The sequence below is a fragment of the Melioribacteraceae bacterium 4301-Me genome, assembly GCA_041538185.1.
GTDB classification, from domain to species: Bacteria; Bacteroidota; Ignavibacteria; order Ignavibacteriales; family Melioribacteraceae; genus Pyranulibacter; species Pyranulibacter aquaticus.
Genome location: JBGORM010000007.1, coordinates 36041 through 61250 on the forward strand (window position 1 = coordinate 36041; position 25210 = coordinate 61250).

The window sequence follows — 25210 nt, forward strand, 5'->3', positions numbered from 1 at the left end:
TTATTAAGAAAAGTTTTGAAGCCCCTTTTCTATTGCCGAAAATATATGCTGTTTACTTGCTTCAACGTCTACTAATATTTTGCCAAATGCTTTCAACAATACGAAACGAATTTTACCATCTCTATTTTTCTTATCAGTGAACATAGATTTGTATGTGGTACTTTTATCTATCGAACTTATTGAGACATATTTTTTAAAATTCATAAGGAGCTTAAGAAATTCATCCAATTGACTTTTGCTTATAAGCTCTAATTCATAAGATAAGTGAAAAGAACAAGCTAATCCCACAACTACTGCCTGGCCGTGTTTAATTTTGTAATTAACAGCTGTTTCAATTGCATGTGCAAATGTATGACCAAGATTTAAAATTTTTCTTAGTCCGCTTTCTTTTTCATCTGTTGTTACTACACTTGCTTTAAAGTTTACTGAGTGTGAAACTAATTTAATAAGCTCTTTAGCAGTTAATGAATTAATTTTTTTGCTAAGCCTATAAACGTAATTAAAAAAGTAGCTGTTTGTTAAATAAGCATATTTAACAATTTCACCAAAGCCGCATACCAGCTCCTCAAACGGAAGGGATTTGAAGAAGCTGGGGTCAATTAGGACGAAAGATGGCTGGTAAAAAGCACCAATTTGGTTTTTGTATTTGCCAAAGTTAACACCAGTTTTCCCGCCGACAGAACTGTCTGCAGCGGCTAAAAGTGTAGTTGGAACTTGAACATACGATATTCCACGCATGTATGTTGCCGCAGCAAAGCCAGCTATATCGCCAATAATTCCTCCGCCAATAGCAATCATTAACGTATCACGACCAAACCCTTTTTGTTGAAGGTTGCTGAATATATAACTAACAGTTTTGAGTGTTTTATTGTTCTCATTTGCTTCAATAATAATTTTACTTGACTTATCTTTTATTAACTTTTCTATTCGTTCAATTTTTTTATAGTGTATCTTGTGAACATTAGAATCAATAACAAAAAAGATATTTTTTGGCAATGCGTGTTTATCCACAAGTCTATGCAATTCATTAAATAAGTTTTCACCTATGTAAACAGGATAACTATTACCGGGTACTTGTACGCTGATTCTTTTCATTATAGCTCTCTTTTATGGCTTTTGCTAATTCATCTACTGTAATTCCGATTGGCCTGTCTTCCGAATCGATAATTATATCTGCCTGCTCATAAAATTTTTTTCTGTTGTTAAGTACTTCTTCTATTCGTCTTAAGAATTCTTTTTCATTTTTTTCACTAAGAACTAAATCTCTAAAAAGTGGACGATCGATTTTATTTTTAAGTCTTTTGTACAAAGTTTCTGTCGAAACTCTCAAGTAAACAATTGTTCCAGTTTTTTTCATAAGCACAAAGTTGTGAGGGGAAATTATAGTTCCACCCCCTAATGAAATTACTACTCCCTTTTCCATAGCTAATTTGGAAAGTATTCTACTTTCTAAATCGCGAAAATATTTTTCTCCTTTTTGCTGGAAGATTTCGACAATTGTCCTGTTTTCTATTCTTTCAATTTCTTTATCTAAGTCGTAGAAATTTAATCCTAACACATTGGCTAATATTGGACCAATTGTGCTCTTACCGCTAGTCATAAAGCCTGTTAAATAAATTTTTGCTTCCTTTATAAACATAGACAAAGTAATATGTGTAATTAATTCTTAGTTGTTAATTTAAATCAATTTTTCTTAATGAAAAATTTGATTTTAATTAGAATTAAAAATCTGGTGTTAACCAGTCTGAAAAATTAGCAGGGTTTAGCTTATAGAATTATTGCAATGCCAAATGAAAAAGTAATTCCATCAATATTTACCTTGGTTTCAAAAGGGGAAGGTGGAAGTAAAACTTTTCTGTTTTGATAAGTTACTGCTTGGGTATTATATTGACTTTTCATTTGAAATTCCGGGTCTCTAAAGCGCATCTGCCAGCGCAGTGCGATGTGGTCATTAAATAAATAATCTATGTTGGTTACTACATGAATGCCGTAACCGATTTTTCTGCTAATATTGTTTACAGATGCTTCTAACAAATTTCTTATTTCGCTGCCAAAATATAAGCCTCCGCCACCGCCCATAATGAACTTAAAGTGCGTTGTAGAAAAAGGAAGAATATAATAGAGTGTTAATTCTACTGGGGTAACAATATATCCTTCTTTCATTTCCAATATAATTCCGTTTACTCTCACATTAATGTTTGAAACAGATTTTTTGATATATTCATAGTTCAAACCGAGCAACAATGATTCAGTGAATCTATACCTCAGTTCAGCCGAGAGACTTCCTATATCATTTAGTTCCAAATATGAACTGCTTAAGACAGGGTCGGGTGAATTTGGATTTAGAAAAAGTTTAGAAGTGGTAGTATAATTGTAATTGAGCGATAGGCTAAAGTTATCTTCATTATACTGAGCTATGGTTTGTGATGAAGCTGTAAGAATGAATAATAGAAATATTAGTAAAAAAGTTCTCATCATAATATGAAAATATAAAAAAAGAAGGGGTAGAAAAGGGCATAAATGCAGTTATTTTATCTCTGTAAAGCTTTGATAAAATAACTGCAGTTTGCTTCCAAATTATTTCACTTTACTGGATAAAGATAGTTTTATCTATAAAATAAGTATCTATTATCAACTATATCAGCTTCTTTTTTCAAGTCTTGAATCCATTGTGAAAAATAGTAGTTCTTTTTTCTTTGAAGTATTTGATTTCTTAATGATTCCTTTGCAGCTTGAAAAGCACGCTGGTCAAATTCAGTTCTTGAGGTAACTCGTATTAAAAAAGCTCCACGAACACCTCTAATTGGTTGTGATAGCTTGTTTAACTCAGCATTTAATGAATATTCGGAAAATGCATACTCACGTCCAAGTCCAGGTATAACACCGTTAGAATTGAATTCGGTTTCTGTAGAAGCTATTTTAGCTTGCGGGTATACTTGTGAAGCAATAGATAAGTCTGTGCTTTCGCCAATCTTAGAACGAATAGTTGATGCAATTTGCATAGCCTTGTCAATTTTCTTTTGTCTTAGAAGCGTGTTTTTTATTGCTATTTCTACGTCTTCTAATTTTTTAAATCCAGGTTTAATAATATCAGAGACCATAGCAACAACATAACCAGCAGGTACTTTCACTACATCACTTATTTTTCCAACACCCTCATCAAAAGCGAATTTTACTAATGCAACACTTTGACCAATACCAGCTATTGCAGTTGCATCTTCTGTAAAGGGCGGTGTTTCAATTACTGAGTAATTCATAAGTTTAGCTTCGCTTTCAAAGCTATTTTCTTTTGCAATGTAAGCAAAGTCGTTAGCATCGTTGTACAATTTATCTAAAGTTGTTCCTGATGGTTGAATTTTATTTACAATTTTTTCAATTACAAAATCGTTATCATTTTTACCAGTTATTTTGATGATATGATAACCGAATTGAGTTTTAACAGGTTTAAGAATTTGTCCAACTTTTCCAGAATAAACGGCTTCTTCGAATGGCTTAACCATTTGGCCCTTGCCAAACCAGCCCAAATCCCCTCCCTTCAATGCAGAGCCTGGATCTTGAGAATTGGCTTTAGCCAGACTAGCAAAGTCGGTGCCTTTAACGGCTTCTTGGTAAATTTCATTTGCTCTTTTAAGATCATTCTGGTCGTTTCCAGTAGATTTAATAAGTATATGCGAAGCCTTAACCACCTCATTTTTTGATTTAATTTTATCTACTAATTTATAGACAGTATACCCATCAAAAGTTTTTACTGGACCAACAATGTCACCAACACGAGCAGTTAGTAACAAGTCCCTAGCGGATTCTGGTAAGGTTAATATTGAAACTGTATCTTTAGAATAAGGCTGTTCGGAATAAATTTGTGCGTAAGTTTTGAAAGAAGAGGTGTCGTTTTTTAGTTTATTAACAATTGCAATGAGATTGTTAAATACTGCAGTTGAGTCATCTTTAGAGGCAACTTTTCTGAACATTACATACTTTAATCGTCTCTGTGCTTGAATTTTGTAGTCGTCCAAATGCTTATCATAATAATTTTTTATTTCATCTTTAGTGACATTTATAGTAGAGTCTGGAATTGTATTAGCATCAACTAAGATGTAATCTGCTTTCATTTTAATGTTTTGTTGTATGAACTGGTCCAACAATTCCTGATTGCTGACGTTAATAGAAGCAAATAAATAATCTTGAAGTTTTTGTTGAACTAATTGTTCTCTAATTTGGTCTTCAAGCTGAATTACAATTTGTTTGTTGCGCGGGTCCCTTAAAGCGCTTTCGTAAAGCTGCCTGTTAAATGTTCCGGTTGAATCTGTAAATTGTTGTTTTAAGCCTGCAGGGGGATTAGGACCAAGCAGTTGATTTCTAATTTCGTCATCGCTAACAACTATTCCAAACTCTTTAATTTTTTCATCTATTAATTTTCTGGTAACCATTGCATCCCAAACTTGATCCCGAAAAAAGTCCATTTGAGATTCGTCAATATCTCTACCGGTTGCGGCTTGCTGGTTTCTTCTCGCGGCTTCTAAAAAGTCTGAAAATTCTTTGTCTGTTATCACTTCGCCATTTACAGAACCAATGTTATGCCTGGTGGTTTGTATAAAATCAAGCACTTTTGAATCAGTTATAACCATGAATAGAACAAATAAACCACCTACTCCTAAAATAAACCACGGCGCTAAATTCCGCATCCTGGCCATCATACCCATAGCAAAACTACCTCCGTTTTTAAATATAATTAAATTTTAAGTCGCTTAATTTAGATACCATTGCTCTTAAATGCAATTATTTTTCAAGTATATAAATGCATTTTATCTAATGGCTTATCTAAGCTTTATCTCTTACTTGGCAAGTTAATAAGAATCTCTTTGCAGTACTATCCTAAATTGGTTCCTCGTGAATTTTTTGGTTTAATTATAATTACTTTTAAGTCCCTCTATTAATTTTTAGTTAATTTTTTGACTGAAAAAGAAAATTGCTTTGAACGTTATAGCTTATTTTTTAATTTTTTATTGCATTATAAAAATCTTAAACAAACTTAGAATTTGATGAAATTAATAAAATACTTTTTCTATCTGTCGCCAATATTTATTTTTATTTTGATTAATGTTTCAAGGCATTTAAAAAGTGCTGAATTAGGTTCCAAATCTAATCCCATCAAATTTTACCTTACTCCTTCGGAAGATGCTAACAAGCTTACAACCACAGCAAAACCATTAATGGAATTTTTACAAAAGGAAACAGGTTATTATTTTACTTCAGCTGTACCAAGCAGTTATGTAGCTATAATTGAAGCATTTGGTACTGGCAGAGCAGATGTTGCTATTGGTTTAAGTGCGTTTGCATATCTGATGGCAAACGAGAAGTATGGTGCTACTGCACTATTGAGAGTAGTTAGGGATAATGGTGAAACAACTTACAGAGGACAATTTTTAGCAAGAGTAGATTCTGGTATAGATAGTATAAGTGACCTTCAGGGAAAGTCAATAGCTTATGTGGATCCATCGTCAACTTCTGGTTACCTTTTGCCTAAGGCAATCTTAAAACGAAAACACATAAAGCCTTCTGAAGAAGTTTTTGCAATGAGACACGATAACGTTGTTACAATGGTATATCAACGGCAAGTTGATGCTGGAGCTTGTTTTTATTCACCGCCTGACCCTAAGACAGGTAAAATTTTAGATGCAAGAATGAAAGTGCTTCAACAGTTTCCAGATGTTGCCGAGAAAGTAAAAACTATTGGGTTAACCGAAGAAATTCCAAACGATCCAGTAATTTTTCGCAAAGATATGCCGGAAAAAATGAAACAAAAAATCGTTAACGCACTACTGGATTTTGTTAAAACTCCACAGGGTCAACAAGATTTATATGATGCGTATGGTGTTGTTAGTTTTGTCCCTACCAAAGACAGCGACTATGATGTATTAAGAAAAATGCTTAAGGAGCAAAATATCGATTATGAAAAACTGATTGGTAAATAAAATATGCTGCTGCGTGTTAATAAACTTCATAAAATATATCCTAATGGTACTCACGCACTTAAAGGTGTCAGCTTTGATGTTAAAGAGGGTGAATTTTTAGTTGTAATTGGATTAAGCGGGTCGGGCAAGTCTACCTTGCTGCGATGTATTAATAGATTGATTGAACCTACTTCCGGTACTATAGAATTTATGGGTAAAAATATTACTCACATCAAAGGTGCTGAACTTAGAAAAGTGAAATCCCAAATTGGAATGGTTTTTCAACAATTTAATTTGATAAAACGGAGATCGGTTATGTTAAATGTTTTGAGTGGGAGTTTGGGACGCATGAGTACGTTTCCCTCGTTGTTGGAAAAATTTCCATCTGAAGTTTATGAATCTGCTAAAAGAGCACTTTCAATTGTTGGAATTGAAGAGAAAGCTGATTTGAGAGTTGATTCATTAAGCGGAGGCCAGCAGCAGCGTGTAGCTATAGCTCGCAGTTTGGTGCAAAACCCAAAATTATTATTGGCAGATGAACCAGTTGCTTCATTAGACCCTGCAACTTCTAATTCGGTTATGCAATACTTTGAAAAAATTAATAAAGAATTAGGAACAACAGTAATTTGCAATCTTCATTTTTTAAGCCTGGTTAGAAAATATGCTACACGTGTAATTGCGTTAAAAGCTGGTATTATTGTTTATGAAGGCTTGCCTTCAGAAATAAACGAAACGTGGTTTAAAACAATTTACGGCGAAGAAGCAGAAGAGGTGGAAATAAAATGATAAATGAACCTGAATTGGAAATTAATCCCAAACATTTACTCGACCAAAAATTAATGAGAAAAAGTAAATTTAATTTCTTAAAGGCTTTCCTGCTCGAAAGTTTTTTTGCGTTTTACTCGCTTGTTGTTGTAATTCGTATCATTTATTATAAGTTCATACTCGAGTTAAATGATATGCCTTTTTCTTGGGGGCAAATCGGTATGATTTTCTTTGTAAGCTTAATAATAGGTGCTGTTTGGACTTACTCAAAGACTTCCATTTCATGCAAGATTTTTGGAATTGCTAAGGATAATAAAGTAACAAAATGGACTGTAGAGATTTATGGTTTCTTTTTGTTTGATATTACATTTATTGCCGGATGGATTGTAACAAGAATATCGTTAATCGATTTATTTTCTGCTGAGGGAATAGAAGGCGCAAAACGAATTTTCACTGCTTTGTTTCAGCCTGAGTATGGCATTTTTAACGATGCACTCTTTGCAATGATAGAGACAATTTATATAGCATTAATTGCTACTTTAATTTCTATACCATTTGCACTTATAATAAGTTTTTTTACAGCAAGAAATTTAATGAAAGAAAATAAAATTACTTTTGCTATCTATTATTTGCTTAGGGTTATATTAAACTTTGTTCGCTCAATTGAACCTTTAATTTGGGCTATAATATTTTCTGTTTGGGTAGGCATTGGTCCTTTTGCCGGAATGATTGCACTTTTAGTACACACTATAGCATCCAATGCAAAATTATATTCAGAAGCTATAGAAAGCATTGAAGAAGGTCCTGTAGAGGCAATAAGTGCAACCGGTGCAAATAAAATTCAAATTGTCTGGTACGCTGTGGTTCCTCAAATTGTTTTACCTTTTTTATCGTTTACTATTTATCGATGGGATATAAATGTAAGAATGGCAACTGTTATTGGTTTAGTAGGTGGCGGCGGTATCGGTACAATGCTTATTCAATATCAAGGGCTAGCAAAATGGCACGAGGTTGGTTTGATAGTAATTATAATTGCAGTTGTTGTGTGGATTATGGATTATATTAGCGCACGAATAAGAGAAGCAATTTATTAATGATAGAGATGAAATCTTTACCTTTTTTACACTCTCATCTCACTTTCAACTTTTTACTTTTACCTTTTTACTTTTACCTTATTGCTGGTTAAACTTCTCCTTTAGTTTTTTTGCTACAGGTGGGGGGACAAAATCCGATACATCACTATTGAACTGTGCTAAATTTCTAATAATAGTTGAATTAAGATAAGTATATTTTTCATGCGGCATTAGAAAGATTGTTGTAAGCCCGTCGCTTAATTTTCTGTTCATCAATGCCATTTGAAATTCATACTCAAAATCACTTATTGCTCTTAGACCTCTTATTATTCCTACTGCGCCCAGTTGTTTAGCATGGTCTACTACAAGTCCATCGAACGAATCTATTTTTATTCTTGTAAAATCTTTTAGACTTTCTTCAAGCATTTGGATTCTTTCTTCTAAGGAAAAAAGACAAGTCTTTGAGGGATTTTTAGCCACTGTTACAATCACTTCATCAAACAGTTCAGATGCTCGTTTTATTATATCGATGTGACCATTAGTTACTGGATCGAATGTGCCTGGATAAATGACTTTTTTCATTTTATTACCTTTTAGTTATGTTATGCTTTTATTAAAAAGATCAACGTCGCTACAAAAGAATTGGTAAATTAAACTGTCGCCAATTCTTTTAAAAGCTTCTTTTTTAAAACTTGCTATGTCTTTTTTTTCAGTCTGGATTGACCTTTCTATAATTAATCTCCCGTTCGGTTTTAAAAAATGATTAATTAACAAATTTGGCACAATAAGATGAATTTCATATTTAAAAAAAGGAGGGTCTGCTAAAATTAAGTCATATTCTTCATGGTTTTTCATTTTGCTAAATCTTACCGCATCCATTTTGAAAATATTGTAACTTTTATCTGTAATTATATTTTCTATGTTTTCTTTTAGTATTTTGGAAACATTAAAATTACTTTCAACGAAATCACATTTGGAAGCGCCGCGGCTCATAGCTTCTAAGCCTAAGGAACCTGAACCGGCATAAAGATCACAAACAACTATGTTATTGAAATCTATTTGGTTTTGTAAGTAATTAAAGAGAGACTCTTTAACTTTGTCAGTCGTTGGTCTTACCAGTTTAGAATTGGGAAATTTTAGCATTCTTCCTTTGTAAATCCCCGATACAATTCTCATTTTACAATGATTAGTTCTAATTAAATAATTCTTAATGCAATTCCAGCCGCAGCGCAAAATGAATAATTTTTCTTTCTAAAGAAATTATTTTTTTGAATTGACTCATCTGTCAAAAGTTTTGTAAAAGGATTAGTTCTTATAATCGATATACTAAAATTTGAACGCAATTCTTCTAAGAAATTATCATTTACTGCGTCACCAAATAAAAATAATTTTTTAATTATAGTGTTTATTTTTTTAGATTCACTAATGGCTGTAAGCTCACTTTTAATGAAGTCAACATGCAGTGAATTTGACAAGTTAGTATGCTTAAAATAAACCGGGTAGTTGCCGTCTAATATTGATATAGAACAATTGTTAGCATTTAAAAGTAAACTGCCAACAGTCTCGTTTTGTGAGTTAAGCCCTTCTATTACAATAATTGCATTAGAAGCTATATGTGCATTGTCGACAAATCTTAATTCGAGTCTGTTTTTAACAGAAAAATTATGTAAAACATTTATCAGTTTTTTGCTTAATGCAAATACAATTGCTTTTTTTTGTTTGCGTATATTACTTTTATCCACTTCAATATGTTGAATATAGAGATCATCTTTGTTCGTCTGTGGAAAGAGTATGGAAAGTTCCCACTTGAAATGATTCAGCAAATCTTTTTTAATTAATGAAGCATCGTAAGGCAGTTCACATATTTTAAAAAATTCATTGGAAAGAGTGAAAGAGACATTTTTAGAATTTAGCTTTCTGCGCGAAGATATTTTATTGAAAGAATTTTGGAGAATGGTGATTAGAACGTTTTCATTTAAGCTTTCCTCAAAGCTTGTTTCGAAAATTTCTTCATCAACATTCTCCAGATAAAAACCATTTTGTTTATATACAATTTCAACTAACTGAATTTTACTGCTTGTTAAATTTATGCCGGCATGGTTTTGAAACAAGGGCATTTCATTTTTATTCCCATGAAGCAGTATTTTTTAGAGCATCGTTATAAAGGTCGCCTATTTTACCGTAGCCATCGGGGTCTTCAATTAAATACCTTGACCCAATTTTAATTGTCGAATCTATTCTTACGATTTTACCTCGTCTGTCAATTACAGTATCGTAATTTGTAGATGTGTCAATTTTTAAGGTGTAAGGCTGATGAGATTTTGGAGTAAAAGCCAAGGAATCCCAGCTGTATTCTCCGTTCGAGAGCTTAACAAAAGGATTAGCTGGCCTGCCTGTTATGGAATCAACTTTGTTCATTGCTTCTTCTACTAACGGGCTGGATTTTAAAAAAGTTATTAAGCTATCAAGTTTATCTGTATATTTTCCGAATTTAGATTGCCAGAGATTTTCGGCTTCGCGTAAATTAACCATTCTTAATCTTGATTCAGCTTTAAAATATTTTTCCTTTTCCATTACCTCTTGCGGTTCAACTATTGCGACGCGGATTAATAAATAAACAAGTATAAGAATAATAACATATAATCCTGCATGAAGATACCAAGGTTCACCTTTTTGCTGCATTTAGATTTCCTCCGGAATTAATATTATTTATTTAACTGTAATATATTTTTTGATTCGTTCTAATTTAGAATTACCAATGCCTTTAATGTTTAGTAAGTCTTCAATTTTATTAAATTTTCCGACTTTATTTCTATAATCAATAATTTTTTCTGCAGTCTTAGTTCCAATTCCTGGCAACAAAACTAAATTGTCAATGCCTGCTGTGTTAATGTTTATTTTTTCGTTATCTAATGTTTCTGTTGAAAGTGACTCTTGTTTTTTGTTGTTTCTAAAATCTAAAAGTTCTTGTTGAGAATCAATATTTTTTTCTACATTTTTTTGTTCGGCCGGTTCGGCTTCATCCTTGTAATTTATGCTATTAAAAAGACTATCTTGATGTGAATAATCAAAATTTTGATAGGGTTGCTGCTTTTTGTCTTTAATAATGTGAATAGAAAGTCCAACAAAAAAAGTAGCCAACAGGAAGAAAATTACCTTAGCTTCTGTTTTAGTAAACCCAAGAGTTCTACTTATTTTGTCAAATAGATTGATAAATCCTCCTTTAACATTAGGAGAAAGTAGCAGTAAAGTTAATTAGAAGGTTTTATATTCGGCATTTTTGCCAGCTCTTTCAATAATTCTTTTTCTCTTGCATTTACATTTTTTGGCACGTGGATATTTACTTTTACTAGTTGGTCTCCTGCGCCATGGCTATTGAGGTGTTGTATTCCTTTTTCTCGCATTTTTAGGAATTTACCAGGTTGAATCCCGGGTTCTATTTTTAACTTTGCTCTACCTGTAAGAGTAGGCACTTCAACTTCGGTGCCGAGTACTGCTTCTGGGTAGCTAATGTAAAGATCATAAATAACGTTGTCGCCGTCGCGAGTAAAATGCTCGTGCGGCAATTCTTGGAATACAACTATAATATCACCTGGTGCACCACCATTTTTCCCTGCATTTCCTTCACCTCGCAATGTCATGTAACTGTCGTTATAAACTCCGGCAGGCACATTTATTTTAATTGTTGATTCTTCATAAACTCTTCCCTCACCTTTACATTTGGCACACGGTTCGTTAATTATTTTTCCAGTTCCACCACAATTATTACATGTTGATATGTTAACAAATTGTCCAAATATTGATCTTGAAACTTGACGGACCTCACCAGTGCCGTTGCAAACTGGGCATGTCTTAAACGATGAACTGGTTCTAGCTCCTGTACCGCCACAAATGTCACATTTGTTATACTTTTTTATTTTAATTTTTTTAGTTGTGCCGGTTGCAATTTCTTCTAAGGTAAGTTTTAAAGTTACTTTTAAGTCAGAGCCAGGCGTGCCAGTGGTTTTTTGTCTTGTTCTTTGAGATGTAGAAGTACCAAAGAAATCATCGAAGATTGAACCGCCAAAGGCGCTTCCAAAGATATCTGAAAAATGGCTGAATATGTCGTTAACATTGCTCCACTCATGGAAATCTGTCCCGCCCCTTAATCCGCTGTGACCATATTGGTCGTATTTACTTCTTTTTTCATCGTTGCTTAAGACCTCATAAGCCTCGGCAATTTCTTTAAATTTTTCTTCGGCTTCCGCATTTCCAGGATTACGGTCGGGATGATATTGCATGGCCAATTTTCTGTAAGCTTTCTTTATATCTTCTTTAGATGCATTTCGAGGCAGACCTAAAATTTCATAATAATCTTTTTTACTCATTATTGTTTGTTCCCTCTGATACTTTATCGTCTTTTAAATTAGTTCGACTTTCTTTTTCTTGATCATGCTGCAAATCTTGACTAACAATTACCTTCGCATGTTTAATTACCTTATCCTTAAGCATATAGCCGGGTTCAACAACTTGGAGTACGGTATGAGGGGGAACATTATCTGCCTGTTGTTGCATCAAGGCCTCATGCAAATTGAAATCAAAAGGCAATCCTTTTGCTTCTATTTTTTTTACGCCTTGCGATTCCAGCACCTTACTAAATTTGTCGTAAACTAATTTCAATCCCTTTTTAACTGATTCAAAATTGTTATCGTCATCAATATGAATAAGCGACCTTTCAAGGTCGTTGTAGACCGGAAGTATGTCTAAAATTAAATTTTCATTTGCAAAGCTTAGAAAGTTTTTTTGCTCGCTCTCTATCCTTTTTTTATAATTCTCAAATTCAGCTGCTTTCCTTAAAAGCAGGTCCTTTAGTTCAGAGTTTTGCTTTTCTAATTCTTCTATTTTTTTCAATGCTTTTTCCAAGTTTGTTTGATTGTTTTGTTCCTCTGTTAATTGTTGCTGATTAGAGTCTGTATCTTGTAATTTATTTTCTTCTGTTGTGTTTTCAGTTTTAGTTTTCCTCTCATCGTTCTGATTATGTGTTTGATTTTTTGTTTCTTCAATATTGTTTGTTAAGTTATTTTCATCCTTCTTGCCTTTCATACCAACTCCGTTTTTTAGCCGATTTGTGTAAGTTCTTTTGATAACTGTTCTGCAATATATTCAATTGTTGCAATCATTTTAGGATATTCCATTCGTTTCGGACCCATTATTCCTAAAGTTCCTTTTACATCACCAATGCTGTATTCTTTTGTAATCATACTATATTCCGAAAGCTTCTCATCGTTGATTTCACCACCTATACTTACAGATACTTTATTTGGGTCATTTTCTCTTCTGTTATCTAATATGTGAATTATAATATCTTGATTTTCAATAAGCTCAATTATTGTTTGAATGTTCGAAGGGTCTATGAATTCCGGATGTTTCAAAATATTTTTGGTACCAGTTACTAAAGCTTTATCAGTAGACGTATCCTTAAATATTTTGTCGACCGATTCTATAAAAACTCTTATTACCGGCTGTAAGGAATCTTTGTTAACATCGCGCATCCTTTCTTCAAATGAGTTTTTTATCTCTGTGAAAGTTAACCCGCAAAGTTTTTCGTTAAGGTAGTTTTGCACTAATTCAATGTGTTCCTCTTTTGATTCAGCATTTATTTCTAAGGTGATGGTTCTTACCATACCCGACCTAATACTAACAACAACTAAAACTCTAGTAGATGAAAGACGTACAATTTGAATTTTCTCCAGCACCGCCTGGTCGAACTTGGGATATGTGACCAATGCTAATTGATTGGTCAATTCACTTAAAACGTATGATGTTATTCTAAGCAGCTCTTCAGCATCAGAAAATTGTGTTTCGAAATTCATGTCTATAATTTTTTTTGCTTCTCTATCTAACACCGGCGGATCCATTAACGAATCAACGTAAACTCTGTAACCTTTGTCAGTAGGAATACGCCCAGCTGAAGTGTGAGGATGGTCTAAATATCCCATTTCTTCTAAGTCAGACATTATGTTCCTAATTGTTGCAGAGGAAAGCCCAAGGTTATATTTTTTTGATATTAATCTTGAACCTACCGGCATAGCATTTAAAATAAACTGGTGAATCACGTATCTGAGTATGGCTTTTTCTCTTTCTTTTAAAATATTCTCAGTCATAAGTCAATTCTTAAAATTTCTAAAAAAATCATTAGTGTCAACTCGCAAAACTATTAAAAAATGGCAAATTTTTCACTTGACCAGTTACTACGATAATTAAATCGCTTGTCAAAGAAAACAAAATATTTTTTTGAATTTTCATTTCATAAGAAAAATAACTTGAATTTTTAACTTGCTAAATGATGCCTTTTACTAATACAGTTCAACAGCATTTTCTAATAATTGTTTTCAATCCAAAAGATGCATTTATTATCTCTATGATAGCTTAGGAACTCTTTATTAGATGAAGAAAATGTGATTAAGAATCATTTCTAAACGGAAATTTTAACAGAAAAATTCTAATTAAAGTTTCAAAAGGCTTTGTGAACTATTAATTTATAGTATATTGTTTTATTTTGGCAGTCAATAAAACGACAATTTTTATTTTGCTGAAACAAACGAGGTAAAGTTGGGTAATTTATATAAATCAGCTGGTGTGGATATTTTAGCTGGTGATAAGACTGTTGCCGGCATTAAACAAATTGCGCGCAGAACTTTTAATAAGTATGTCTTATCGGGCATTGGTTACTTTGGCGCTTTTTATAATATTGATTTGAAAAAGTACCATCGGCCAGTGCTGGTTTCCAGTGTGGATGGTGTTGGCACAAAACTAAAAATAGCATTTATGATGGATAAGCACGATACTATTGGGCAAGATTTGGTAAATCACTGTGTAAATGATATTGCAGTGTGCGGTGCTGACCCTCATTTTTTTATGGATTATCTTGCATTTGGAAAGTTAAATGTAAACACGGCAACCCAAATTATAAAAGGATTTGCAAAAGCTTGCAAAGAAAATAATGTGGCTTTAATTGGCGGAGAAACCGCTGAAATGCCCGGCTTTTATAAAAAAAATGAATATGATATTTCCGGGACAATTATCGGCATTGTGGATAGAGACAAATTAATTAATGGCTCATCAGTTAAAAGTGGGGATGTTGTAATTGGATTTGCTTCAAATGGATTGCATACAAATGGCTATTCACTTGCAAGAAAAGTGTTGCTTAAAAAATTTAAACTAACCAGTAAAATTGATATCCTAAATTCTACTTTAGGAGAGGAACTTTTAAGAATTCATAAATCATATTTGAGTTTGATTAAAGAATTAACAAGAAAATCTAAAGTTAAGGCTTTCGCACATATAACGGGTGGAGGAATAATTGGGAACACAAAAAGAGTTCTGCCGAAAAATTTGGATCTCTATATAAATTGGGATGCTTGGGAGATGCCTCAGATTTTTAAACTCATCAAAAAAACTGGGAAAATTCCAGATGAAGAGATGCGTGAAGTTTTTAACTTGGGAATAGGATTGGTTGCAATTGTAGGAAAAAATGTAGCTGATAAAGTGATTACAATAGCAGAAAAAAAGGGTGAAAAGGGAATTGTTATAGGTGAGATTAAGAAATTATAAACAGTATATTTATTTTGTTCAATAACTAAAAGAAAGCAACTTATGTTTATAGATACACATGCTCATTTATTTTATCCAAATTTTAACAGCGACTTGGAAGATGTGATAAACAGAGCCCAAGATTCAGGTATAGATTATATTATAGTTCCCGCTACTAATCTTGCTTCTTCAGTTTCAGCTTTGGAGCTTGCAGAAAAACATGACTTTATTTATGCTGCAGTGGGAATTCATCCTCAAGATACAAAAGAATGGGGTGATTCAACAATTAATCAAATAGAAGAGCTTGCAAAAAATAAAAAAGTAGTTGCTATTGGTGAAATAGGTCTTGATTATTTTTACGATTACTCGCCTCGTGAAATACAAATTAAAGCCTTTGAATCACAAATTGAACTTGCATTACATCTTAATCTTCCAATTATTGTTCATAATAGAGAAGCTAACGATGATATAATGAAAATTATTAGGAAGTATAAAGGCAAAAACTTAAAAGCACAATTTCATTGTTTCGCAGGTTCATTGGAAGATGCAAGAGAACTTATCGAAATGCATCATTTTATTTCATTCACGGGAAATGTTACTTTTAAAAAAGCTGATAACCTGAGAAAAATTCTTTCCCGTATTTCGGTTGAAAATTTGCTCTTGGAAACTGATTCACCTTTTATGACCCCAGTACCTTTTCGAGGACAACGAAATGAACCAGCACATGTAAAACTAATAGCTGAAAAAATTGCTGAAGTTCATAACTTAAGAACAGAGGATGTGGCAAAAGCAACTTCTTATAATGTTCATAAACTTTTTGGAATTGGAATGAAACCTAAATTAAGTTTTACTTATCAAATTGGAAATTCTCTTTACATTAATGTAACGAACCGATGTAACGCCGATTGTGTGTTTTGTGATAGAAAAGGTGATGCTGTTATTAATGGTTATAATCTTAAAATGAAAAAATCAGAAGAACCTTTGGCTGAAGTTTATATTAAGGAAATTGGTGATCCCAAGAAGTACAAAGAAATTGTCTTCTGTGGCTATGGCGAACCAACGATAAGATGGGATGTTGTAAAACAAATCGCAAAATACGTAAAAGAAAATGGTGGAAAAACAAGATTAAATACTGATGGTCATGGTAATTTTATTAACAAAAGAGATATTACTCCTGAGTTAAAAGGATTAATTGATACCGTCTCAATAAGCTTAAATTCAACTGACCCAATCCAATATTCAAAACTTATGAGAGTAAAACCAGAAATGCATGCTGAAATGTTAAATTTTGCACGTCAGGCAAGTAAGTATTCTCATGTGGTAATGTCAATAGTTGGTTTAAGCGAAGTAGATACTGAGGCAGCTAAGAAATTTGTTACTGAAGAACTTGGAGTGGATTTTAGACTAAGAGAATATTTTTAAATAAATAATCATTCCATTATGAGTAGAAAGAAGTTTAATTTAATCGTTGCATCTGCATTAAGTTTGATGCTGATTTCTTGTGCGCATGGAATTTCTACTGTACGCACTACCGGGGAATTAATAACCGAACAGAATCTTAACGAAAAAATAGACTCTCTTTTGCATGATGATTTCTTTAAAAGCTGTCAAATTGGAGTCGATGTTTATGACCTTACAAGTGATAAATATCTTTACCGAAAAAATCAAAAATTGCTTTTCCATCCAGCGTCTAATCAAAAATTGTTAACCAGCTTAACAGCCCTTAAATTTTTGCCTAAAGATTACAATTTTACTACTTCAGTTTATTATGACGGTCTGTTACAAGATTCTGTTATAAATGGTAATATAATATTTGTAGGCGGCTATGATTCTGAATTTTCTACAAAGGATTTAGATTCAATTGCTGCGGCAATAAAAAAAATGGGCATAAGTAAAATTACAGGTAATATTTATGCTGATGTAAGCGCTATGGATTCTTTGTATTGGGGAAATGGTTGGATGTGGGATGATAATCCAGAGATTTATAGCCCTTACCTATCACCACTTTCAATTAATAGGAACGGAGTTAAATTTATTTTTCAGCCTGGTGAACTTGGATATCCTGTTAGAGTTATAATTTGCCCGGAAAGCAAGTATTATAATTTTGTAAATACATCTAAAACTGTTAACTCAGATTCTTCAACATTTCAAATAACTAGAGATTGGATGAACAATAAAAATGAGTTTATTGCTTACGGTAATTTATCTGTAAACTCACCTAAAGATTCATTAGAACTAAATGTAATTAGTCCAGAAAAATATTTTTTAACCTTAGCAAAAGAAATTTTTGAAAGGAATGGAATAAAAACAGGCGAAATTAAAGATATACTTCTGCTGCCAATGAGAGCAATCAAGTTGGTTGAATTCAAAAGACCGCTTGATAGTTTACTTGTTTATATGAATAAACAATCTGATAATTTAAGCGCTGAACTCTTACTCCGTAATATTGGAATGTATGCTTACGGTAAACCCGGTACAGCAAAAAAAGGAATTAAACTGATTGATAGCTTAATAACGCTTGCTTCATTTAATCCAAAAGATTATAAAATTGTTGATGGCTCTGGACTTTCTGAATACAATTTAATTTCTGCTGAATTGATTGCTGGTCTGCTAAAGCATACATATAAAAATGATTTCGATAATTTTAAGAGACTTATTAATTCACTCCCAATTTCCGGTAAAGATGGAACATTGAAAAATAGATTGAAGGATTCTCTCACCTACCAAAAAATTAGAGCAAAAACAGGTACGTTAAGTGGCGTAAGCAATTTATCTGGCTATTTGCAAACTCAGTCTCAACATTTGATTTGTTTTTCAATTTTAGTACAGCACTTTGTGGGTAGCAGCGCTGAAGCTCGTTCGTACCAGGATAAAATATGTAAGATATTAACACAACTTCAATAATGAAAAAATTCAAGCAGTTCAATATTGTTTTCGAACCATTTGTACCAGATTTAGTTTCCGGCGAACTATGGGAACTGAACATAACAGGAATAGATGAAAGAGAATCAGAGCTGGTAGTTTATTCAGATGAATCTTCAATGCTTACAAAAGAAATGTTTGAACGTATCTTAAATAAAATAATATCAGAAAATTTAATTATAAGTTTTAATGTTACTGAGACAGAGATAGAAAATAAAAACTGGAATGAAGAGTGGGAAAAGAAAATTCAAGTAATTGAAGTGACAGATAAAATTGTGATTAAGCCATCGTTTAAAGAATACAACGCAAAAAAGGGACAAATAATTATTACTATTGATCCTAAAATGTCTTTTGGTACTGGTGAACACCAAACGACTCAATTAATGCTTCAATTAATTGAAAAATACATTGTTAAAGGTGATAAGGTTCTTGATGTAGGCACTGGTACAGGAATACTGGCTATAGCTTCGATAAAATTAGGAGCAGCAAGGGCTTTAGCAATTGACAATGATGAATGGTGCTTTAATAATGCAAACGAAAATGTAAAAATAAATTTGGTGGAAGATAAGATAAGAATTCAATTAGCTGAAATACATGAAATTCAAGAAAAAAACTTTGATTTAATTTTAGCTAATATAAACAAGAACGTATTGCTAAGTATTGCTGATGATGTTTATTCAAAAATAAAAAAGACCGGCAGATTAATTCTATCCGGTCTTTTATTAAATGATGAAAAAGAAGTAATAAATAAGTACACTTCAGTAGGTTTCCAGCTTGCCGAGAAAAAGTATAAAGACGAATGGCTCGCTATTGTTTTTACCTCTGCTTAGAATTTGTTGCAATTAGATTATTAACTCAACTTTGCTAACAAGTTTATTAGTTCCTTGTGCTCTTGTTCTGATAGTGCATTCGTGATAGCTGAAATGTTCTCTAAATATGTCGGCATAATTGAGTTGATTTTCGCCTTCCCCTTTTCAGTTAAGTCGGCTAAAATTACTCTTCTATCTTCTTTAGAGTGAATTCTTTCAACTAATCCTTCTTTTTCTAAGTTGTCCATTACACAAGTTATGTTCGCACCTGTAACCATTAATTCCTCGCTAATTTTCTTTAATGGAACAGGTCCAGTTTTGGACAAAACTTCAAGAACCTGAAATTGCGGCGCTGTAAGTTTTTCTTTGTACATCTGTTTAATTTGTACCTTTCGGAATTTATCGTAAGCTTTTGATAGCTTATCCAAAAGGTCTACTGTTAGCTGATGTCTTGTCTCCATACTCCCTTCCTTTTTTTGTTTGATAAATGAATTGATCGGCTGAGTTTTACTCCTCTTTCATAAAATAACATTTTATGAAAATGATAGATAAACTTACTATTAAAATACATTAGTTTAGAATTAAAAGAAAGACTTTTTTTGTTTTATATTATTAAACCTTAACACCATTAAAATAATAGTTTTTCCACAAATTAAAAACTTATTTCGCACACTAAAATTTAACTTTTTCTAAGATAGGACACTAATTTCACAAATTATCAAGAATATTTTAATAAGGGAGTAAAATTAATAGAGACTTCTGAAAAATTCGATGAGTCATTCCCGTGAAAATGGGAATCCATTGTTTTCAAAGTAGATTTTCACTCATCACTTTCGTTGAGAATTCACCACTTCGTGGGAGGACAGGTTTCGTGGGAATTATAAACGCTGATAATTTTATTTTTCAGATGTCTCTAATAATCAAGATAAAATTCATTGTAATCATTAAAACCCTGCTAACGCTGAAGAAGTAATCTCAGTTCATGAGTTAGCCACTGTTTTTATTTTGTTAGCCGATGAAAATAAATTGTTGATAAGAATACGATGTGTTCTAATAAAAAAGTAATTTCAATTTCTTCATAATTCATGAAAATTCGTCTCTAACTTTTTAGTTAATCTTACCTTTAAGACAATCACTTGCAAGAACTAATTTAGGAATTTTTTGTATCCTCAAAAAATAAGTGTAAGACTAATGTTCAGTAACCGAATTTGACCAGTCAACAGGTTTGAAACTATTTTTAATAGGTTTATATTTGATAAAGCAAAATAAAATAGTTTTAGAGACTGCCGATTGGAAATTTTAAAAAATTTTAAGTCTTTTTTTGACTCCTCAAGCGAGTTTGATAACACAATAAAAATTAATCCTAATGAAAAGCTGTTGGTTAGCTATCTGTTTAGCTCAGCTCAAACTAACTTCAAAAAATTAATTAATAAGCTAACTAAAACAAACGTAAAATATTTTTATTGGTCAGAAGTTGAACGTAATGTAAGATTTTTAGCTATTGATTCGCTGTTCACTATTAAAACCAATGGACAAGAAAGAATTAATGACGCTGAAAATCTTATCAATTATTGGCAGAAAAAATTCATTAACAACTGGCAGGATTATAATCTAAACTGTGTTCCATTATTTGTCGGGGGTATTAAATTTTCTCCCGATCAACAAGATTCTATTTGGAATGATTTCGCAGATTCTGAATGGTTTGTCCCAAAATATTTGTTTCTCGAATACAAAAATAATTTTTACACGGTCATCAACATTTTAACTTATAAACGTGATACAAAAGAATTTGAAAAACACCTTAATATTATTTCTCACTTTTTTGAAGAAGATGATTATTCAGTTGAAGCACCTGTTAAATTCATTACAAATTTACCAGATGATAAGAATGAATGGGAAAGTAAGGTTAAGCAGACTTTGCAAAGAATACACCAGCATGAATTTAAGAAAATTGTTATATCCAGACGCGTTGAAATGACACTTTCAGGCAATCCTGATGTATACAAATTATTGAACGAGCTTGAAACAAAGTATCCCACATGTCATGTATTTGCATTCAGAGCCAGCCACTCAACTTTCTTTGGCGCTACTCCAGAAGTATTAGCAAGAATTTATGATGGGTATATAGAAGCTGATGCGCTTGCAGGCTCGTTCCCCCGCGGTAAAGATGAAATTGAGGATAAGAAATTTGAAAATGAATTATTACACAGCAAAAAGAATTTAGCTGAGCAATCTGCAGTTGTAGAATTTATTACTGATTCATTCTCGGAGTTCTCCGAAGGAATCATCTTTGACGCTGAGCCAAAAGTAAAAAAATTGCCTAATATTCAGCATTTATGGACCCCAATTAAGGCTAAAATAAAGCAAGACCAATCCATTTTTTCCATTATTAAATCAATATTTCCAACTCCAGCTATTTGTGGTATCCCATGGTCGGAGTCAATGGATTTTATCCGTGAGGTTGAAGGTTACAGCAGAGGTTTATATGCTGGTGTAATTGGCTGGTTTAATTTTAATAAGGAATCAAAGTTGGTTGTTGCTATTCGCTCAGCTTTGTTGAAAGACAGAAAACTTTATGCATTTGCGGGCTGCGGTATTGTTGATGGTTCAGACCCGCAGTCTGAATACTTTGAAACTGAGCTTAAATTAAAACCAATCCTTTCGCTTTTCGATATAGACAAAAACTTTGTTAACTAAAAATGAATGTTTCTGTAAATCGCAATACAATCTGGTGCGAGCTTTTTGTAAATATACTTCAACAAAATTCTATAAAAAATGTTTGTATTTCACCGGGTTCAAGAAGTACGCCTTTAACTTACTCAGTTGCTATAAATAATTACTTTAAAAAGTACGTTTTAACAGATGAACGTAACAGCGGCTTCTTTGCTTTAGGCTTGGCTAAAAGTATTAATTCGACGGTAGCTGTTATTACTACATCAGGTACTGCTGTAGCTGAATTGTATCCTTCCATTATCGAGGCTTTTTACCAGCGCATTCCGCTTTTAATTTGTACTGCAGATAGACCTTTTTATTTGCGAAATACAGGTGCAAATCAAACAATCAACCAGGAAAACATTTTTAAAAATCATATACGTCATTTTTATGATGCTAATTTGCCTAATCTGCAAATGAAAAATTTGATAAGATTTCAGGTTAATCTTCAAAAAGCAATAAAAATTGCATGTGAACAAAAAGGACCTGTCCACATTAACTTCCAGTTTGAAAAGCCTTTTGAGCCTGATAGTTATACTGATATAATAAGCAGCAGAACCATTAAAAAAATTTTTCAATTGAATAATCTTGTACAAAACTCGGCGGGTAAAAGAACAACGCTTAAAAAAGACACACTTAAGCTGATAGAACATGTAGAGAGAGGTTTGATATTTTGCGGCTTTGCTAATTATAGTAAAGATTTTTTTTATCATTGCGTAAGACTGTCAAAATACTTGAACTTTCCAATTGTAGCTGATGGCGCTTCGGGCTTAAGATTTGGTCCCCAAGTAAATGAAAACATAATTGAAAATTTTAATTCACTGTTAAAATCAAAAAAGTTTCTCGAGAACATTAATCCTGAACTAATTATCCAATTTGGCGGTGCACCCACTTCAAATGCAATGCTTGATTTTTTTAAAAATGTTAACGCTGAGAAAATAATTGTAAATGAATTTGGTGATAAGAACGACCCTTCTCTTACAGCTAAACATTTTTTAAAAATTCATCCAGCTGATTTTATTTCTGAAGTGCTTAATAAAATTGAAAAGAAAAACAGTAACTATTGGATAACAAAATTAGAGTTCTTAAATCAACTTGCAGAAACACATAAAGTAAATTTTTTATCACCCATCGAAGAGTTTTTTGAAGGTAAAGTGATAACAGAGTTAATTGATGCCCTGCCAGATAAATGTAATTTAATGGTATCTAATAGTTTGCCAATTAGGGATGTTGATTTCTTTGCACAAAAAACAAAAAAGAAAATAAATATTTTTGTTAACCGCGGTGCAAGCGGCATTGACGGGATTATTTCTACGGCTTTGGGAATTAAAGCTGACAGTAGAAAATTGCCAACATATTTATTGATAGGCGATTTAGCTTTTATGCACGATTTTAATTCGCTTTTTAATTCAATTAAGCTTTCACTGCCAATAACAATAATTTTAATTAATAACAACGGCGGTGGAATTTTTAAATCGCTTCCTATCTCAAGTTATGGTAAGACATTTAAGAATTATTTCTTAACGCCGCATAATATATCTTTTGCACAATTAATAAACGGGCTTGGGTGTAATTATCATCAAATAAAAAATTGGAATGACTTTAAAAAACAAATTTTAACTTCTTCTAAAAAACAAAAGCTTTCCGTTCTTGAACTTAGAACTAATGCCCTTGAATCCAAGCTGATAAGAAATAAATTCTGGAAGTCAGTCGCCAAAGAAATCGATAATCAGTTCGATGAAAATTAAAGTAGGTAAATTAACTTTCAACTTGATAATAGGAAAACGAAGCAAAAAAAATTTAATTCCTGTTATCATGATTCACGGTTTTGGCGGCAATGCAAATGATTGGAATTTTATTTTTAAAAAGCTTCCAGATAATTTTTTTTACGTTGCTGTTGATTTAATTGGACATGGCAAAAGTGCTTCCCCTAAAAACCCAAAATATTATTCCGCTGAGGCAATTGTAAATCAACTAAAAAGTATTTTCGACATTTTACAATTAGATAAATTTATTTTGATAGGATATTCTATGGGGGGACGCGTTGCATTAAGTTATGTTTCTAAATACCCTGATCAAATTATTGCTCTTATCTTAGAAAGTACTTCGCCTGGCATTATTAATAAGAACGAACGAATTAAGAGATTAAATTTCGATAAGCAGCTTTCTAAAAGCATTACAAAAAATAATCTAAAAAACTTTTTTGCTGATTGGTATAAGCAGCCAATTTTTAGTTCACTTGCAAAAAATACAGCAGTTGATTTAAATAAATTGATTAGTGGAAAATTAAAGTCATCTGCTACAGGTTTAAAAAATATTTTAACTGAATTTTCTCCTGGAACAATGCCGAGCTACTGGAGTTTACTAAAAAAAATTAATTTTCCAGTTTTATTATTGAATGGTTCGATCGACAAAAAATATAACTCAATTAATAAGCGTGCTTTGAAATTATTAAAATACGGTACACATAAAGTTATTAAAGGTGCCGGGCACAATTCTCATTTAGAAAAACCTGAGGATTTTATTAAGTTTGTAAACCAATTTTTAAAAAAATATGAAAGAACTAAGAAATGAAATACAAATGGCAAAAAGCAAAAGACTACACCGATATCATCTACGAAAAGATGGATGGTATAGCAAAAATTACTATTAATCGTCCAGAAAAGAGAAATGCCTTCCGGCCTGAAACCGTTTTAGAAATGCACGATGCTTTTAACGATGCACGCGAAGACTCTTCAATTGGTGTGATTTTGCTTACTGGAAAAGGTCCAGCTAAAGATGGCAAATATGCATTTTGTTCGGGTGGTGACCAATCAATCCGGGGTGATAAAGGGTATGTAGGAAAAGATGGCGTGCCAAGACTTAACATACTTGATGTGCAAAAGCAAATACGAAGTATTCCGAAACCAGTTATTGCGTTAGTTGCCGGCTATGCAATTGGAGGCGGACATGTTCTTCACGTTGTATGCGACCTTACTATTGCTGCCGAAAATGCAGTGTTTGGTCAAACCGGTCCAAAGGTTGGAAGCTTCGACGGCGGATTTGGTGCAAGTTATTTGGCTCGGATAGTTGGACAAAAAAAAGCAAGAGAAATTTGGTACTTGTGCCGTCAATATAATGCTCAAGAAGCTTTGGAAATGGGATTGGTAAATAAAGTTGTACCTTTAGAACAATTGGAAGATGAAGGAATTGCCTGGGCAAAAGAAATTTTACAGAAAAGTCCCCTCGCAATTAGACTTCTTAAATCTGCTTTTAATGCAGAATTAGATGGACAAGCAGGCATTCAAGAACTTGCCGGCAATGCAACCTTGTTATATTATATGACTGATGAAGCGCAAGAAGGCAGAAATGCTTACAACGAAAAAAGAAAGCCAGATTTTTCTAAGTTTCCTAGAGTACCTTAAAA

The 25210-nt window shown here is 32.6% G+C and carries 24 protein-coding genes; 11 read left to right on the forward strand and 13 right to left on the reverse strand.

Annotated features, from left to right (window positions below; translation table 11 throughout):
* Positions 1 to 3: 3 nt before the first annotated feature.
* From aroB to ABRY23_11885, 4 genes are all read right to left on the reverse strand, one after another.
* Positions 4 to 1095, reverse strand: coding sequence for a 3-dehydroquinate synthase (gene aroB / locus ABRY23_11870; protein MFA3783749.1), 1092 nt, complete (start codon positions 1093 to 1095; stop codon positions 4 to 6).
* A complete protein-coding gene (locus tag ABRY23_11875; protein ID MFA3783750.1) occupies positions 1064 to 1639 on the reverse strand; it encodes a shikimate kinase in 576 nt (191 codons plus the stop codon). Before ABRY23_11875 ends, aroB begins: the two co-directional genes overlap by 32 nt.
* Before the next feature lie 128 nt (positions 1640 to 1767).
* Positions 1768 to 2478 carry a hypothetical protein gene (locus tag ABRY23_11880; GenBank protein MFA3783751.1) on the reverse strand — a complete coding sequence of 237 codons (711 nt, stop codon included), beginning with the start codon at positions 2476 to 2478 and terminating at the stop codon, positions 1768 to 1770.
* Positions 2479 to 2606: 128 nt separating this feature from the next.
* A complete protein-coding gene (locus ABRY23_11885; protein MFA3783752.1) occupies positions 2607 to 4700 on the reverse strand; it encodes a peptidylprolyl isomerase in 2094 nt (697 codons plus the stop codon).
* A gap of 339 nt (positions 4701 to 5039) precedes the next feature.
* Between ABRY23_11885 and ABRY23_11890 the strand changes: the two genes are divergently transcribed.
* From ABRY23_11890 to phnE, 3 genes are read left to right on the forward strand one after another with little or no spacing between them, the layout of a single operon-like run.
* Complete coding sequence (locus ABRY23_11890) at positions 5040 to 5972, forward strand: phosphate/phosphite/phosphonate ABC transporter substrate-binding protein (protein MFA3783753.1); 933 nt, start codon at positions 5040 to 5042, stop codon at positions 5970 to 5972.
* Positions 5973 to 5975: 3 nt separating this feature from the next.
* Entirely contained in the window at positions 5976 to 6737 is a 762-nt protein-coding gene (gene phnC / locus ABRY23_11895; protein ID MFA3783754.1) for a phosphonate ABC transporter ATP-binding protein, read from the forward strand.
* A complete protein-coding gene (phnE, locus tag ABRY23_11900) occupies positions 6734 to 7810 on the forward strand; it encodes a phosphonate ABC transporter, permease protein PhnE (protein ID MFA3783755.1) in 1077 nt (358 codons plus the stop codon). Before phnC ends, phnE begins: the two co-directional genes overlap by 4 nt.
* A 78-nt stretch (positions 7811 to 7888) precedes the next feature.
* Here phnE and coaD read toward each other — a convergent pair whose 3' ends face one another.
* The 8 genes from coaD to hrcA all read right to left on the reverse strand — a co-directional run bounded on the left by coaD (position 7889) and on the right by hrcA (position 13932).
* The gene (gene coaD / locus ABRY23_11905; protein ID MFA3783756.1) at positions 7889 to 8371 is read right to left on the reverse strand and encodes a pantetheine-phosphate adenylyltransferase; all 483 of its coding nucleotides are present in this window, start codon (positions 8369 to 8371) and stop codon (positions 7889 to 7891) included.
* 15 nt (positions 8372 to 8386) lie between these two features.
* Entirely contained in the window at positions 8387 to 8965 is a 579-nt protein-coding gene (gene rsmD / locus ABRY23_11910; protein ID MFA3783757.1) for a 16S rRNA (guanine(966)-N(2))-methyltransferase RsmD, read from the reverse strand.
* Positions 8966 to 8985: 20 nt separating this feature from the next.
* The gene (locus tag ABRY23_11915; protein ID MFA3783758.1) at positions 8986 to 9906 is read right to left on the reverse strand and encodes a hypothetical protein; all 921 of its coding nucleotides are present in this window, start codon (positions 9904 to 9906) and stop codon (positions 8986 to 8988) included.
* Positions 9907 to 9913: 7 nt separating this feature from the next.
* The gene (locus ABRY23_11920; protein MFA3783759.1) at positions 9914 to 10471 is read right to left on the reverse strand and encodes a hypothetical protein; all 558 of its coding nucleotides are present in this window, start codon (positions 10469 to 10471) and stop codon (positions 9914 to 9916) included.
* Between the two features lie 27 nt (positions 10472 to 10498).
* Entirely contained in the window at positions 10499 to 10930 is a 432-nt protein-coding gene (locus tag ABRY23_11925; protein ID MFA3783760.1) for a ComEA family DNA-binding protein, read from the reverse strand.
* Between the two features lie 110 nt (positions 10931 to 11040).
* Positions 11041 to 12156, reverse strand: coding sequence for a molecular chaperone DnaJ (gene dnaJ, locus ABRY23_11930; GenBank protein ID MFA3783761.1), 1116 nt, complete (start codon positions 12154 to 12156; stop codon positions 11041 to 11043).
* Positions 12149 to 12871: a nucleotide exchange factor GrpE gene (gene grpE / locus ABRY23_11935; GenBank protein MFA3783762.1), complete on the reverse strand. Its 723-nt coding sequence runs from the start codon at positions 12869 to 12871 to the stop codon at positions 12149 to 12151. The genes dnaJ and grpE overlap by 8 nt, the downstream gene beginning before the upstream one ends.
* Before the next feature lie 14 nt (positions 12872 to 12885).
* Positions 12886 to 13932: a heat-inducible transcriptional repressor HrcA gene (hrcA, locus tag ABRY23_11940; GenBank protein MFA3783763.1), complete on the reverse strand. Its 1047-nt coding sequence runs from the start codon at positions 13930 to 13932 to the stop codon at positions 12886 to 12888.
* Between the two features lie 448 nt (positions 13933 to 14380).
* On the opposite strand from hrcA, the gene purM reads away from it, so the two are divergent.
* From purM to prmA, 4 genes are read left to right on the forward strand one after another with little or no spacing between them, the layout of a single operon-like run.
* A complete protein-coding gene (purM, locus tag ABRY23_11945) occupies positions 14381 to 15382 on the forward strand; it encodes a phosphoribosylformylglycinamidine cyclo-ligase (protein MFA3783764.1) in 1002 nt (333 codons plus the stop codon).
* Between the two features lie 42 nt (positions 15383 to 15424).
* Positions 15425 to 16783 carry a YchF/TatD family DNA exonuclease gene (locus tag ABRY23_11950; protein ID MFA3783765.1) on the forward strand — a complete coding sequence of 453 codons (1359 nt, stop codon included), beginning with the start codon at positions 15425 to 15427 and terminating at the stop codon, positions 16781 to 16783.
* A gap of 18 nt (positions 16784 to 16801) precedes the next feature.
* On the forward strand, positions 16802 to 18265 hold the full coding sequence (gene dacB, locus ABRY23_11955; protein ID MFA3783766.1) for a D-alanyl-D-alanine carboxypeptidase/D-alanyl-D-alanine-endopeptidase: 1464 nt from the start codon (positions 16802 to 16804) through the stop codon (positions 18263 to 18265).
* A complete protein-coding gene (prmA, locus tag ABRY23_11960) occupies positions 18265 to 19113 on the forward strand; it encodes a 50S ribosomal protein L11 methyltransferase (protein ID MFA3783767.1) in 849 nt (282 codons plus the stop codon). Before dacB ends, prmA begins: the two co-directional genes overlap by 1 nt.
* A gap of 20 nt (positions 19114 to 19133) precedes the next feature.
* On the opposite strand, the gene ABRY23_11965 is transcribed toward prmA, so the two are convergent.
* A complete protein-coding gene (locus tag ABRY23_11965; protein MFA3783768.1) occupies positions 19134 to 19553 on the reverse strand; it encodes a MarR family winged helix-turn-helix transcriptional regulator in 420 nt (139 codons plus the stop codon).
* Between the two features lie 829 nt (positions 19554 to 20382).
* On the opposite strand from ABRY23_11965, the gene ABRY23_11970 reads away from it, so the two are divergent.
* From ABRY23_11970 to menB, 4 genes are read left to right on the forward strand one after another with little or no spacing between them, the layout of a single operon-like run.
* A complete protein-coding gene (locus ABRY23_11970) occupies positions 20383 to 21789 on the forward strand; it encodes an isochorismate synthase MenF (protein ID MFA3783769.1) in 1407 nt (468 codons plus the stop codon).
* A 2-nt stretch (positions 21790 to 21791) separates the two neighbouring features.
* On the forward strand, positions 21792 to 23552 hold the full coding sequence (menD, locus tag ABRY23_11975; GenBank protein MFA3783770.1) for a 2-succinyl-5-enolpyruvyl-6-hydroxy-3-cyclohexene-1-carboxylic-acid synthase: 1761 nt from the start codon (positions 21792 to 21794) through the stop codon (positions 23550 to 23552).
* A complete protein-coding gene (gene menH, locus ABRY23_11980; GenBank protein ID MFA3783771.1) occupies positions 23542 to 24378 on the forward strand; it encodes a 2-succinyl-6-hydroxy-2,4-cyclohexadiene-1-carboxylate synthase in 837 nt (278 codons plus the stop codon). The genes menD and menH overlap by 11 nt, the downstream gene beginning before the upstream one ends.
* The gene (gene menB / locus ABRY23_11985) at positions 24375 to 25208 is read left to right on the forward strand and encodes a 1,4-dihydroxy-2-naphthoyl-CoA synthase (protein MFA3783772.1); all 834 of its coding nucleotides are present in this window, start codon (positions 24375 to 24377) and stop codon (positions 25206 to 25208) included. The genes menH and menB overlap by 4 nt, the downstream gene beginning before the upstream one ends.
* Positions 25209 to 25210: the final 2 nt, after the last annotated feature.

Coding starts and splice junctions, on each gene's coding strand:
- ABRY23_11915 (MFA3783758.1), bottom strand. CDS start 9,906: ATGCCCTTGTTTCAAAACCATGCCGGCATAAATTTAACAAGCAGTAAA.
- menD (MFA3783770.1), top strand. CDS start 21,792: ATGAATGTTTCTGTAAATCGCAATACAATCTGGTGCGAGCTTTTTGTA.
- dacB (MFA3783766.1), top strand. CDS start 16,802: ATGAGTAGAAAGAAGTTTAATTTAATCGTTGCATCTGCATTAAGTTTG.
- ABRY23_11965 (MFA3783768.1), bottom strand. CDS start 19,553: ATGGAGACAAGACATCAGCTAACAGTAGACCTTTTGGATAAGCTATCA.
- ABRY23_11880 (MFA3783751.1), bottom strand. CDS start 2,478: ATGATGAGAACTTTTTTACTAATATTTCTATTATTCATTCTTACAGCT.
- phnC (MFA3783754.1), top strand. CDS start 5,976: ATGCTGCTGCGTGTTAATAAACTTCATAAAATATATCCTAATGGTACT.
- menH (MFA3783771.1), top strand. CDS start 23,542: ATGAAAATTAAAGTAGGTAAATTAACTTTCAACTTGATAATAGGAAAA.
- ABRY23_11950 (MFA3783765.1), top strand. CDS start 15,425: ATGTTTATAGATACACATGCTCATTTATTTTATCCAAATTTTAACAGC.
- ABRY23_11875 (MFA3783750.1), bottom strand. CDS start 1,639: ATGTTTATAAAGGAAGCAAAAATTTATTTAACAGGCTTTATGACTAGC.
- rsmD (MFA3783757.1), bottom strand. CDS start 8,965: ATGAGAATTGTATCGGGGATTTACAAAGGAAGAATGCTAAAATTTCCC.
- ABRY23_11920 (MFA3783759.1), bottom strand. CDS start 10,471: ATGCAGCAAAAAGGTGAACCTTGGTATCTTCATGCAGGATTATATGTT.
- coaD (MFA3783756.1), bottom strand. CDS start 8,371: ATGAAAAAAGTCATTTATCCAGGCACATTCGATCCAGTAACTAATGGT.
- hrcA (MFA3783763.1), bottom strand. CDS start 13,932: ATGACTGAGAATATTTTAAAAGAAAGAGAAAAAGCCATACTCAGATAC.
- aroB (MFA3783749.1), bottom strand. CDS start 1,095: ATGAAAAGAATCAGCGTACAAGTACCCGGTAATAGTTATCCTGTTTAC.
- ABRY23_11890 (MFA3783753.1), top strand. CDS start 5,040: ATGAAATTAATAAAATACTTTTTCTATCTGTCGCCAATATTTATTTTT.
- prmA (MFA3783767.1), top strand. CDS start 18,265: ATGAAAAAATTCAAGCAGTTCAATATTGTTTTCGAACCATTTGTACCA.
- ABRY23_11885 (MFA3783752.1), bottom strand. CDS start 4,700: ATGGGTATGATGGCCAGGATGCGGAATTTAGCGCCGTGGTTTATTTTA.
- grpE (MFA3783762.1), bottom strand. CDS start 12,871: ATGAAAGGCAAGAAGGATGAAAATAACTTAACAAACAATATTGAAGAA.
- menB (MFA3783772.1), top strand. CDS start 24,375: ATGAAATACAAATGGCAAAAAGCAAAAGACTACACCGATATCATCTAC.
- dnaJ (MFA3783761.1), bottom strand. CDS start 12,156: ATGAGTAAAAAAGATTATTATGAAATTTTAGGTCTGCCTCGAAATGCA.
- phnE (MFA3783755.1), top strand. CDS start 6,734: ATGATAAATGAACCTGAATTGGAAATTAATCCCAAACATTTACTCGAC.